Consider the following 12,547-nt stretch of genomic DNA (forward strand, 5'->3'; position numbering starts at 1 on the left):
TGGGTCTCTCCTCACGTGGCGGTCGTCGACGACCGCGACGGTGGTCGGTCAGGGGAAGGCGGCGGCGGTCGGGCGGGCGGTCGTGTCGGCCCGGAACTCGAGGGCGGCGTCGAGCAGCCAGTCGGCCAGGTGGCCGGCGAAGGAGGGCCGCACGAGGAGCCGGAAGTCGTCCGCGCCGAGGGCGAGGAGCAGCACGCCGGCCAGCCCGACGGTGGTCTGCGCGGCGGACCCGACCGGGAACGACGCCGGGCGCAGGTCGAGCGCGCAGCCGAAGGACAGCAGCTCCCGGGCCCGGGCACCGCTCACCCGGATGCTGGTGCGCTGCGCGGAGACGTCCACGGCGGCGCCGCCGTAGGGCGCGACCGCGCCGATCAGGGCGTGCTCCCACTCGTGCGGCCGCGCGGCGACGCTGGTGACCAGCCACTCGTCGGGGCCCAGCCAGACGGCCTGCCCGTCGTGGGTGCGCGTCCAGGTGTTCGGCTGCGTGGGCAACCGTGCGCCGAGCGCCCGCGCGGCGGCGTCGACGCCCGGCCCGGCCGGGTCGACGCGCAGATCCACCGCGGCGACCTCGGCCTCGGCCTCGATCCGGAGGCCCGCCGTCTCCGCGGCGTCCAGCGCCGGGATCCGGTCCTCGAGCGGGTGCGTGCGGAACAGGGTGCGCTCAACCATCGCGACGGGTTCCTTCCGGGTCGACGAGCACGGACGAGCCGATCTCGGCGGGCACGAGCACACCCGCGACGGGGACGTGCACGACGTCGCCGACGCGCGCGCGTCCGCCCTTGACCAGGGCCAACGCGAACGGCCGGCCGAGCTCGGCGCTGTGGTAGCTGGAGGTGACGTGCCCGAGCATGGGCACCGGCGGCGGGGGCAGCACGCCGTCCGCGCGGAACTCGACGATCTGCGAGCCCTCGGGCAGCTTCGTCCGCGCGTCGGTCGGCAGCAGCGACACCAGCTGCTTGCGCAGTGGATCGTGGTTCGCCGGGCGGGCGAAGGACCGCCTGCCCAGGAAGTCCGGCTTCTTCTTCGACACCGCCCACTCCATGCCCAGGTCGTGCGGGGTGACGGTGCCGTCGGTGTCCTGCCCGATGATCGGGTAGCCCTTCTCGGCGCGCAGCACGTGCATCGTCTCGGTGCCGTACGGCGTGATGCCGTACTTCGCGCCCGCGTCGAGCAGCCGCAGCCACAGCGATCGCGCGTACCAGGAGCTGACGTTGACCTCGTAGGCGAGCTCGCCGGAGAAGGAGATCCGCGCGATCCGCACCGGGACGCCGTCGAGCTCGGTGTCCCGCCAGGACATGAACGGGAACGCCTCGTTCGACACATCGAGGCCGGGGAACACCTCGCCGAGGACGTCGCGCGAGCGCGGCCCGACGACCGGGAACACCGCCCACTGCTCGGTGACCGAGGCGAGATGCACGCGCAGCTCGGGCCACTCGGTCTGCACCCACTCCTCGAGGTGGTCGAGGATCGGCGCCGCACCGCCCGTCGTCGTGGTGACCAGGAAGCGGTCCTCGGCCAGGCGCAGCACCGTGCCGTCGTCGATGACCATGCCGTCGTTGCCGCACATCACGCCGTAGCGCACGCGGCCGACCTTCAGGCTGCTCATCATGTTCGTGTAGACGCGATCGAGCAGCACCGCGGCGTCCGGGCCCTGGACGTCGATCTTGCCCAGGGTGGAGCCGTCGAGGATGCCCACGCCGGTGCGGACGGCCGCGCACTCGCGCAAGACCGCGGCCTCCATGTCCTCGCCGGGGCGCGGGTAGTGCCGGGCGCGCTTCCACTGCCCGACGTCCTCGAACTCCGCGCCCGCCGCGACGTGCCAGTCGTGCAGGGCCGTGGTCCGCACCGGGTCGAACAGCTGTCCGCGCTCGCGACCGGCCAGCGCGGCGAACGCGACCGGGGTGTAGGGCGGGCGGAAGGTCGTGGTGCCCAACGCGTCCACGGTCGTGCCGAGGATGTCCGCGGTGATCCCCGAGGCGATCACCCCGGAGGTCTTGCCCTGGTCGTGCGCGGTGCCGATGGTCGTGTACCGCTTGACGTGCTCGACCGAGCGGATGCCCGCGCCCACGGCCCGGGCGATGTCGGCCACGGTCGCGTCCCGCTGGATGTCCACGAACTGGCGGTCCGCGTCGCCCGCGGTGCGCCAGAGCACCTTGGTCGGCAGGCGCTCCGGCTCGGGGGCGGTGCTCGGCGCGTCGCCGCCGGCCCCCTCGCGCAGGCACCCGGCCAGGTCCAGGGTCCCGTTGGCGGCACCGACCACGCTGACGCCGGGCAGCGTGTCGCCCGGACGGAAGGCGCCGAGCGCGGGGTCGTAGGCGAGCGCGCCCTTGACGTGGCTGAACAGGTGGGCGGTCGGGTTCCAGCCCCCGGACACGAGCAGGAGGTCGCAGGGCAGGGTCCAGGGCTTCTCGCCGGGGGCGGCGAGCTGCACCTGCCGGATCCGCTCCTCCCCCGTGGTCCCGACCACCACGACGCCGCAGTGCACCGGGATCCGCTGCCGCACGCAGCCGGCGGCCACCGCCGGCACGTCCGTGCGGGCGTCGACCACGGTGACCGCGGCGCCCGCCGCGGCGAGGTCGGCCGCGGCGGAGTAGGCGGCGTCGTCGCTGGTGAAGACGACGATCTCGCGGCCCGCGACCACGCCGTACCGGTGCAGGTAGTCCCGCGCCGAGGCCGCGAGCATGATCCCGGGCCGGTCGTTGTCCGTGAACACGATCGGTCGTTCGTGCGCGCCGGTGGCCACGACGACCTGCTCCGCCCGGATCCGGTGCACCCGCTGCCGGGAGCGGTGCCGCGGGGCGGCCGTGCCGAGGTGGTCGGTGCGGCGCTCGAGGGCGAGGACGAACCCGTCGTCGTAGTGCCCGAACGCGGTGGTGCGCTGCAGGTGCAGCACCTCCGGGTGGGCGGTCAGCTCGACGACGGTGTCGGCCACGAACTGCAGCGCGGGGCGTCCGCCGATCCGCTCGGTGCCGGTCAGGCTCCCGCCGGGGGTGGGGCGGTCGTCGACCAGGACGACGCTCTCCCCCGCCCGCACGGCGGTGCGCGCCGCCAGCAGCCCGGCGGGGCCGGCTCCGATGACCAGGGTGTCGCAGTGTGTGTGCTTGCGGTCGTACCGCGCGGTGTCGGGAACCTCGGCGAGCCGGCCCTGGCCGCTCACCCCGCGGGCCACCAGACCATCGACCAGTTCGATGGTGCTGGCCAGCAGCATCGGCTCGGGGAAGGGCTCCTCGACCTGGACGAGCCCGGTCGCGTCCTCGGTCCAGGCCGCGCCGATCCCCCGGGGCCGGCCGAACTTGACGCTCGACCCCACGCGGTGGACGCCGTGGGCGAGCAGGGCGCTGGCCAGGGTGTCGCCGGGATGCCCCGTGTACTCCTGGCCGTCGAAGGTGAAGGTCAGGGTGCGGGTGCGGTCGACGCGGCCGTACCCCTCGACGCGGCTGTCGGTGCTGCTCATGGGGTCACCTCCGGGCGGGGGTCGCCGATCTTGTAGGTGGCGAGGAAGCGGTAGCTGCGGGTGTCGCGCACGGCGTTGAACCAGCGCCGGCACCCGGCGCTGTGGCTCCAGCGTTCGGCGAAGGGGCCCTTGGGGTTGTCCCGGAAGAACACGAACCGCGCCCACTGCTCGTCGGACAACGCGGCCGGGTCGTGCGGGTAGGTGCGGTGGGCCTGGCCGCCGTAGCAGAACTCGACCTCCTCGCGGGGGCCGCACCAGGGGCAGTGGATCAACTGCATCAGGGGTCTCCGTGAACTGCTGGGCTCGGTGGGGGTTAGTGGGCGACGGCGGCGGCGCCGTGCTCGTCGACCAGGGCGCCGGTGGTGAACCGGTCCAGGGCGAACGGGGCCACGAACGGGTGCGGGCGCCCGTGCGCGAGCGTGTCGGCCAGACACCAGCCGATCCCGGGGGTGGCCTTGAACCCGCCGGTGCCCCAGCCACAGTTGACGAACACGTTGCCGTAGGGGGTGTGCCCGACGATCGGGGACGCGTCCGGGGTGACATCGACGATCCCGCCCCAGGAACGCAGCAGGTGCGCCCGGGCGAACACCGGGAACAGCTCCACCGCCGCGGCCATCTGGCGTTCGATGATGTGAAACGCCCCGCGCTGGCCGTACCCGTTGTAGGCGTCCACCCCGGCCCCCATCACCAGCTCGCCCTTGTGCGCCTGGGACACGTAGACGTGCACCGCGTTGGACATCACGATCGTCGGGTGCACCGGCTCCAGCAGCTCCGACACCAACGCCTGCAGCGGGTGCGACTGCAACGGGGCGGGCACCCCGAGCAGGTCCAGCAGCACGCTGGTGTGCCCGGCCGCGCACAACGCGACCCGCCCGCAGGCGATCTCGCCCTGGGTGGTGCGCACCCCGGTCACGGTGTCCCCGTCGGTGCTGAAGCCGGTGACCTCGCAGTCCTGGATCAGGTCGATCCCGGCCGCGTCGGCGCGCCGGGCGAACCCCCACGCGACGTAGTCGTGCTTGGCGATCCCCGCCCGCGGCTGGTAGGTGGCCCCGTGCACCGGATACCGGATCTCGGCGGAGACGTTGACGATCGGGCAGAGCTTGGCGACCTCGTCCGGGCCCAGCCACTCCGCGTCGATCCCGTTGAGCTTGTTCGCCTCCACCCGGCGCACCGAGTCCCGCACGTCCTGCTCGGTATGGGCCAGGTTGAGCACCCCCCGCTGGGAGAACAGGATCGGATACCCCAGATCCTCCTCCAGGCCCTCCCACAGCTTCAGCGAGTGCTCATAGATCGCCGCGGACTCGTCCCACAGGTAGTTCGACCGGATCAGCGTGGTGTTGCGGGCCATGTTCCCGCCGGCCAACCAGCCCTTCTCCAGCACCGCCACGTTCGTGATCCCGTGATTGCGCGCCAGATAGTGCGCAGTGGCCAGCCCGTGCCCACCCCCACCCACGATCACCACGTCGTAGGACTTCCGCGGCTCCGGCGTCCGCCACAGGAAATCGGGGCGGTCGGGCAGGTGTGCGCCGGGCGGGATGGTGGTGCTCATGCCTGCAGCTCCCGGTAGAGGGGGTGACGGGCGGCGAGCACGGCGACGCGCTCGGCCAGGGCGGTGAGCTCGGCGTCCGACGCGTCGGGGCGCAGCGCCAGGGCGATCACGTCGGCGACCTCGGTGAAGTCGTCGGCGTCGAAGCCGCGGGCGGCCAGGGCCGGGGTGCCGATCCGGACTCCGGAGCTGACCATGGGCGGCCGCGGGTCGAAGGGCACGGCGTTGCGGTTGACCGTGATGCCGACCCGGTGCAGGCGGTCCTCGGCCTGCTTGCCGTCGAGCGTGGAGTCGCGCAGGTCCACCAGCACCAGGTGCACGTCCGTCCCACCGGACACGACGCCGACGCTCTTCTCCTCCAGCAGCCGCGCGGCCAGGATCTGCGCGCCCTCCAGCGTGCGCTCCTGCCGCTCGCGGAACTCCGGCTCGGCGGCCAGCTTGAACGCCACCGCCTTCGCCGCGATCACGTGCTCGAGCGGACCGCCCTGCTGACCGGGGAACACGCTGGAGTTGAACTTCTTCGCCAGCTCCTGCTCGGCGAGGATGACCCCGCCGCGGGGCCCGCCGAGGGTCTTGTGCGTGGTCGAGGTGACCACGTGCGCATGCGGTACCGGGCTCGGGTGCAGCCCTGCGGCGACCAGCCCGGCGAAGTGGGCCATGTCGACCATGAGGTAGGCGCCCACCGAGTCGGCGATCCGCCGGAACTCGGCGAAGTCCAGCTGGCGCGGGTAGGCCGACCAGCCGGCGATGATCAGCTTCGGCCGCCGCTCCTGGGCCAGGCGCTCGACCTCCGCCATGTCGACGCGGTGGTCGGTCTCGCGGACGTGGTAGGCCGCGACGTCGTAGAGCTTGCCGGAGAAGTTCAGCTTCATGCCGTGGGTGAGGTGGCCGCCGTGCGCGAGGTCCAGCCCCAGGATGGTGTCGCCGGGCTGCAGCAGCGCCGCCATCACCGCGGCGTTGGCCTGCGCCCCCGAGTGCGGCTGCACGTTGACGAACTGGGCCCCGAACAGCGCCTTCAGGCGGTCGATCGCCAGCTGCTCGACGACGTCGACGTGCTCGCAGCCGCCGTAGTACCGCCGGCCCGGGTACCCCTCGGCGTACTTGTTGGTCAGCACCGAGCCCTGCGCCTCGATCACCGCCAGCGGAGCGAAGTTCTCGCTCGCGATCATCTCCAGCGTGTGACGCTGACGGCCGAGCTCGGCGCTGATCGCGGCGTGGACCTCCGGGTCCGTCTCCTGCAGAGACCGGCCGAGCACCCGCTCGGGGCTCAGGGCCTCTCGTCGATCCACCGTCACGGACATCCAGCCGACCCCCTCGTGTTCGCCATACTTATTGCTGTGGACTGATATACCAACTGCATGGCAAGGTAGGCCGCGTGGCGGTGAGGGTCAACACCCTGGCGTGAATTCATGCCGACGACCTCGCCGGCGTCGAGTCAGGTCCCGTCGTCCGAGGAGAGCGTCGTTGTCCGTCGAGCAGTCACCAGGCCGCACCACCCCGCCCGCCGACGCCGCCCGTGTCGATGCTCGTGTCGATGCTCGTGTCGATGCTCGTGTCGATGTCGAGGAGTCCCGGCTGCGGGTGGGCCGGCCGGCCACGCATGCGGCGGGGCTCAGGGCGGTGCGGGTGTCGATGGCCCGGGCGCTGCGGCAGATGGGGCCGGTGAAGTCGGCGCGGAACCTGTTGACGCTCAACCAGGTCGACGGGTTCGACTGCATGTCGTGTGCCTGGCCGGACCCGACCGAGCCCCGGCACACCGCGGAGTTCTGCGAGAACGGCGCCAAGGCCGTGTCCTGGGAGGGGCAGCGCGACACCGTCGGCGCGGCGTTCTTCGCCGCGCACCCGATCCCGGAGCTCGAGCAGCAGTCCGACCACTGGCTGGAGAAGCAGGGCCGGCTGGTCGAGCCGATGGTCCGCCGCGCCGGGGCCGACCACTACCAGCCGATCTCCTGGGACGCCGCGTTCGCCCTGGTCGCCGAGCACCTGCAGGCCCTCGACTCTCCGGACGAGGCGTTGTTCTACACCTCCGGGCGGGCGTCGAACGAGGCCGCGTTCGTCTACCAGCTCTTCGCCCGGGCCTTCGGCACCAACAACCTGCCGGACTGCTCGAACATGTGCCACGAGTCCACCTCGGTCGGGCTGGCCCGCACGATCGGCATCGGCAAGGGCTCGGTGAGCCTGCAGGACCTGCACGAGGCCGACCTGATCGTGATCTCCGGGCAGAACCCGGGCACCAACCACCCCCGGATGCTGTCCGCGCTGGAGATCGCCAAACAGAACGGCGCGCGCATCCTGGCGATCAACCCGTTGCGCGAGGCCGGGCTGCTGCGCTTCGACAACCCGCAGACCCCCACCGGCCTGGCCGGGCGCGGCACCGGGCTGGCCGACACCTACCTGCAGATCCGCTCCAACGGCGACCTGGCGCTCTGGCAGGCCCTCGGGCACCTGCTGCTGGAGCGCGGCGCCGTGGACACCGACTTCGTCGCCCGGCACACCGTCGGGTTCGAGGCCTGGGCCAGCCACATCCGTGACCTCGACCGGGCCGCCGTCGTGGCCGCCACCGGGCTGACCTGGGCGCAGATCGAGGCGGCCGCGGAGCTGTTCGCGACCTCGACGAAGATCGTGAACTGCTGGGCCATGGGGATCACCCAGCACCGCAACGCCGTCGCCACGATCTGCGAGTTCGTCAACGTCGCCCTGCTGCAGGGGATGATCGGCAAACCCGGCGCCGGGCTGTGCCCGGTCCGCGGGCACTCCAACGTCCAGGGCGACCGCACCATGGGCATCTGGGAGAAGGCCCCGGACGCCTTCCTCGACGCCCTCGGCGCCGAGTTCGGCTTCGAGCCGCCGCGCGGGCACGGCCACGACGCCGCCGCCGCGGTCCGCGCCCTGCGCGACGGGCACGCGAAGGTGTTCGTCGGGTTGGGCGGGAACTTCGCCGCCGCCATGTCCGACACCCACGTCACCGAGGCCGCGCTGCGCTCCGCCGCGCTGACCGTGCAGATCTCCACCAAGCTCAACCGCAGCCACCTCACCGCCGGGCACGACGCGCTGATCCTGCCCACGCTCGGGCGCACCGAGCAGGACCGCACCGGCGGGCGCGTGCAGCGGGTCACCGTCGAGGACTCCATGTCCGCGGTGCACGCCTCCCGCGGCCGCGCCACCCCCGCCGGGCCGCTGCTGCGCTCCGAGATCGACATCCTGTGCGGGATCGCGCACGCCACCCTGGGCAGCCGCCACGGCATCCCGTGGACCGAGTTCGCCGCCGACTACGCCCACATCCGGCGCCGGATCGGCCGGGTCGTGCCCGGCTGCGAGGCCTACGACGACAAGATCAACCGGCGCGGCGGGTTCACCCTGCCGCACCCGCCCCGCGACACCCGCACCTTCCCCACCGCAGAGGGCAAGGCCGTGTTCACCGTCAACCCACTCCAGGTCGCCCACGTGCCCGAGGGGCGCCTGGTGCTGCAGACCCTCCGCAGCCACGACCAGTTCAACACCACCGTCTACGGCCTCGACGACCGCTACCGCGGCATCCACTCCGGCCGCCGCGTCGTGTTCGTCTCCCCCGCCGACCTCACCGAACTCGGCTACACCGACGGCGACCACGTCCACCTCATCTCCGAATGGGACGACGGGATCGAGCGCCGCGCGGAGAACTTCCGACTCGTCTCCTACGACACCCCCAAAGGCTGCGTCGCCGCCTACTACCCCGAAACCAACCCCCTGGTCCCCCTCGACTCCCAAGCCCTCGAGTCGGGCACCCCCACCTCGAAATGGGTCGTCGTCCGCCTCGAACGGGCGTAGGGCCACTGGGCGACCCGCCGACCCCTCGCTCAGGGGTGCTTCCGGAGCTCCCGCCGCAGGACCTTCCCGCTGACCGTCTTGGGGATCTCGTCCAGGATCTCCACCTGCCGCGGGTACTTGTAGGCCGCCATGCGCTCCTTCGTGAAGGCGACGATCTCCTCGGGGGTCGCCTGCACGCCGGCGCGCAGCGAGACGAAGGCCTTGACCGTCTCGCCCCGGTACTCGTCCGGCACGCCGACGACCGCGGCCTCGCGGACGGCGGGGTGCTCGTAGAGGACGTCCTCGACCTCGCGCGGCCAGATCTTGTAGCCGCCGGCGTTGATCTGGTCCTTCTTGCGGTCGACGATGTAGAACCAGCCCTGCGGGTCCATGTAGCCCACGTCGCCCGTGCGCAGCACCCCGTCGGGCAGCGCCTTCGCGGTCTCCTCCGGCTTGTTCCAGTACCCGGCCACGACCTGCGGCCCGGCCGTGACCAGCTCGCCGATCTCGCCGACGGGCAGCTCCGCGCCGTTCTCGTCGACGATCCGCACCACCGTGTCGTAGACGGGGACGCCGACCGACAGCGCGCCCGACGCCGGGTCGACCGGGGCCTCCGCGCCGTGCGGCACCGCGTGCGACGGCGAGGTGGTCTCGGTCAGCCCGTAGATGTTGTGGATGTAGTGGCCGAAGGTGTCCCGGAAGGCCTGCACCGTGCTGGGCGGGATCGGCGCCCCGCCGGAGTAGATCTTGGTCAGGGTGGCGAGCTGCGCCTTCTCGGCGTCGGGCGCGTTCATCAGCGCGATGAACACGGTGATCGACCCGACGGTGAACGTCGCGCGCTCCGCCTCGGCCGTCCGCAGGGTGAGCGCGGGGTCGAGGCGGTGCATCAGCACGAGCGGCGCCCCGGTGAGCAGCGCGACCGCGATGTGCCCGACGAGCCCGGTGACGTGGAACAGCGGGGCGATGCCGAGCACGACGTCGTCCTGCCCCAGGCCCACCCAGTCCCGGTAGGTCTGGGCGTTGAAGACCACGTTGCGGTGGGTGGTCATCGCGCCCTTCGGCGGCCCGGTGGTGCCGGAGGTGTAGGTCAGGAAGGCGACGTCGTCGGCGGTGAGGTCGACGGCCGGGGACGCCGCGCCCCGGTGCCGCTCCAGGAACTCGAGGAGGTCCGTGGTGCCGGGGCAGGCGATCCGCTCGACGCCGGCGAACACGGCCGGCTCGTCCCGCGTCTGCAGGTCGCGCTCGGAGGTGGTGAGCACGGTCCGGACCGCGGTGCCGGGCACGACCCCCGCGGCGACGTCGCGGTGCAGGGACTGCAGGCAGACCAGGACCGACGCGCCGGAGTCGGCCAGCACCTCGGCCAGCTCGCGCTCCTTGTTCATCGGGTTGATCGAGACGGCGATCCCGCCGGCCTTCCACGCGCCGACCTGGGCGATCACGAACTGGGGGACGTTCTGCAGGTAGAGCGCGACGCGCTCGCCCGGCGCGAAGCCCTCGGCGGTGATGCCCGCGGCGAACGCGTCGCTGAGCGCGTCGAGCTCGGCGTAGCTGATCCGGGCGTCGAAGTAGCGGATGGCGTCGGCGTCGGGGTGCCGGGCGACGGTGGCGCGGAACATCTCGACGGCGGTCCCGAACTCCACCGTCGTGGTGGCGGGCTGACCGTCGTCGTAGACGGCGAGCCAGGGCTTGTCGTCGTAGGCGGACATCGTTGTCTCCTCTGCGGTCATCGGGGGTCCCCGGTGGTCGGGTGGCTGCGGACGAGCGCGTACCGCCCGCGGTGGTAGAGCAGCGGTTCCAGCGACGGCGAGCTCCCGAGCTCGCGTACGGCCCCGACGACGATCGTGTGGTCACCGCCGTCGTACTCGGCGGCCGGCTCGCAGTCGATCCACGCGGCGGCCCCGGCCAGGCGCGGCGCTCCGGTCGGCGACGGCGTCCACGCGACGCCCGCGAACTTGTCCGTGCCCCGCCGGGACATGGCGTCGCTGACCCCGTGCTGGTCGTCGGCGAGGACGTTCACGCAGAACCCGGCCGCCGTTCGGATCCGGGGCCAGGTGGTCGAGGTGCGCGCCGGCGCGAACATGACCATCGGCGGGTCGAGGGACAGCGAGCTGAAGGACTGGCACGTCATCCCGATCGGCGCCCCGTCGGGGTCGGTCGCGGTGATCACGGTGATGCCGGAGCAGAAGGCGCCGAGGACCTCGCGGAACCGGCCGGGCGCGACCGTGGTCACCGGTCCTCCCCGAGTCCGGCCAGCCGGCGGACGTAGCCGATCGCGTCCGTCGGGTCGTAGGAGCGCGCGATCTGCATCTTCTCGGCCTCCAGCGAGCCCTCGGCGTGGGTGGCGAGGACGGACTGGTAGCCGCCGTAGTCGCGGGCGGTGAGGTCGCCGATGAAGTTGAGGATCCGCAGGCGCTGCTCCGCCGGGACCGCGGCGGCGTAGTACTTCTCCAGCACCGCACGGATGCCCGGGTTCGCCCAGTCCTCGGCGCCGGGACCGGTGGCGAGCAGCCCGCCGGCGAGGTCGACGAGCGTCGCCGTGGCCTCGTGGAAACCGTGCGCGAACGTGTACTTGGCCATGTTCACCGCCAGCGGGTCCGGCAGCCAGACCCCCTGGGCGCCCTCGCGGGCCCGCAGCGCGGCCAGCTCGGCGAGCCCCCGGACCGTCTCCGACCAGGCGATGAGCCTGGCCATCTTGTCGCGGACGTGTCCGGCGCGGGAGATGCCGTTGGCCTCGGCGACCAGGTGCGCGGCGCCGACGATGACGTCCAGCAACGGGAGCTTGTAGTTGATCGCCGTGAACCGGTGGTAGTCGACGAACGCGATCGCCAGCGGGCCCGCGAGCTCCGGCCGCCGCTCCAGGAACACCCGCTCGCGCGGGATCCGGACGTCGTCGAAGACGGTCAGCGACTCCAGCAGCTTGTGCCTCGACGACAGCGGGAAGCTGAACCCGTCCCGCTCACCGGCCGCGTACGGCGAGACGTAGAGATCGAGCCCGGGGGTGTCGACCGGGATCGCGAAGGAGACCGCGTAGTCGGTGTCCGCGGGCCCCATCGCGCGGGTGGGGAGCACGACGATCTCGTCCGCGTTGGCGGAGAACGAGGTGTGCGTCTTCGCCCCGCGGACGGTGATCGAGTCCGCGTCGGAGTCGACGATCCGCAGGTACAGGTCGGGATCGGCCTGCTGGGACGGACCGAGGGTGCGGTTGCCCTTCACGTCCGTCTGCGCCACGGCGAGCGCGAGGTCCTCGTCGAGGCACCGCTGGTAGAAGGCTTGCGCGCGCTCCAGACCGGCGCCCTCGGTGGCGCGCAGGAGGGCGAACAGGGCGTCGGAGCCGACCTCCTTCAGCACGATGGTGCCGGCGCCGCGTCGCGACACCTCCTCGATGAGGGCACCGCGGTCCCGCAGGTCCTCCGGGGTGCGCGGGAGGTGGTAGAAGGCCGAGTAGGTCCCCGCCTCGGCGCTCTTGCGCACCGCGAGATCGGGCAGGTCGTCCGCGATCGAGTAGCAGAGCGCGGAGTGGTCGACGGCCGGCCGCAGCTCCGGGTGCGCGACGACGTCGTCGACCCGTTCGCCCCGGTAGTGGACGCGCCTGCCGTCGCGCAGGCCGTCGCGGTACTGCTGCGCGGTGCGCAGAGCCATCAGTGGGTCCCTTCAGCGGTTGCAGGGGATTCGTCCCCGAGCCGACCACGTCGGTCGGGGCGTCGGGAGTGCACGAAGGGGGACGGGGCGGCATGCACTTTCGTGCACTGTGCCCCGACGGT

General features: G+C 72.5%; 9 protein-coding genes. 1 reads left to right on the forward strand and 8 read right to left on the reverse strand.

Going from position 1 to position 12,547, the window contains the following annotated elements; genetic code table 11:
* Positions 1-48 precede the first annotated feature (48 nt).
* From ACQP04_RS22485 to glyA, 5 genes are read right to left on the reverse strand one after another with little or no spacing between them, the layout of a single operon-like run.
* A complete protein-coding gene (locus tag ACQP04_RS22485; RefSeq protein ID WP_433502536.1) occupies positions 49-669 on the reverse strand; it encodes a sarcosine oxidase subunit gamma in 621 nt (206 codons plus the stop codon).
* Positions 662-3,454 carry a 2Fe-2S iron-sulfur cluster-binding protein gene (locus tag ACQP04_RS22490; RefSeq protein ID WP_433502537.1) on the reverse strand — a complete coding sequence of 931 codons (2,793 nt, stop codon included), beginning with the start codon at positions 3,452-3,454 and terminating at the stop codon, positions 662-664. Before ACQP04_RS22490 ends, ACQP04_RS22485 begins: the two co-directional genes overlap by 8 nt.
* Positions 3,451-3,732 (reverse strand): sarcosine oxidase subunit delta, encoded by a 282-nt coding sequence (locus ACQP04_RS22495; protein ID WP_433502538.1) that lies wholly within the window; start codon positions 3,730-3,732, stop codon positions 3,451-3,453. Before ACQP04_RS22495 ends, ACQP04_RS22490 begins: the two co-directional genes overlap by 4 nt.
* A 35-nt stretch (positions 3,733-3,767) precedes the next feature.
* The gene (locus tag ACQP04_RS22500) at positions 3,768-5,003 is read right to left on the reverse strand and encodes a sarcosine oxidase subunit beta family protein (RefSeq protein WP_433502539.1); all 1,236 of its coding nucleotides are present in this window, start codon (positions 5,001-5,003) and stop codon (positions 3,768-3,770) included.
* Complete coding sequence (glyA, locus tag ACQP04_RS22505; protein WP_433502540.1) at positions 5,000-6,301, reverse strand: serine hydroxymethyltransferase; 1,302 nt, start codon at positions 6,299-6,301, stop codon at positions 5,000-5,002. The genes ACQP04_RS22500 and glyA overlap by 4 nt, the downstream gene beginning before the upstream one ends.
* Before the next feature lie 280 nt (positions 6,302-6,581).
* Between glyA and ACQP04_RS22510 the strand changes: the two genes are divergently transcribed.
* The gene (locus tag ACQP04_RS22510; protein ID WP_433502541.1) at positions 6,582-8,807 is read left to right on the forward strand and encodes an FdhF/YdeP family oxidoreductase; all 2,226 of its coding nucleotides are present in this window, start codon (positions 6,582-6,584) and stop codon (positions 8,805-8,807) included.
* A 29-nt stretch (positions 8,808-8,836) separates the two neighbouring features.
* On the opposite strand, the gene ACQP04_RS22515 is transcribed toward ACQP04_RS22510, so the two are convergent.
* Genes ACQP04_RS22515 through ACQP04_RS22525 form a run of 3 tightly spaced genes read right to left on the reverse strand, consistent with a single transcriptional unit; the run spans position 8,837 to position 12,425 of the window.
* A complete protein-coding gene (locus tag ACQP04_RS22515; RefSeq protein ID WP_433502542.1) occupies positions 8,837-10,492 on the reverse strand; it encodes a class I adenylate-forming enzyme family protein in 1,656 nt (551 codons plus the stop codon).
* Between the two features lie 17 nt (positions 10,493-10,509).
* The gene (locus ACQP04_RS22520; protein WP_433502543.1) at positions 10,510-11,016 is read right to left on the reverse strand and encodes a flavin reductase family protein; all 507 of its coding nucleotides are present in this window, start codon (positions 11,014-11,016) and stop codon (positions 10,510-10,512) included.
* Entirely contained in the window at positions 11,013-12,425 is a 1,413-nt protein-coding gene (locus ACQP04_RS22525) for a 4-hydroxyphenylacetate 3-hydroxylase N-terminal domain-containing protein (protein ID WP_433502544.1), read from the reverse strand. The genes ACQP04_RS22520 and ACQP04_RS22525 overlap by 4 nt, the downstream gene beginning before the upstream one ends.
* Positions 12,426-12,547: the final 122 nt, after the last annotated feature.

The organism is Pseudonocardia halophobica (assembly GCF_050948485.1).
Lineage (GTDB): Bacteria > Actinomycetota > Actinomycetes > Mycobacteriales > Pseudonocardiaceae > Pseudonocardia > Pseudonocardia halophobica.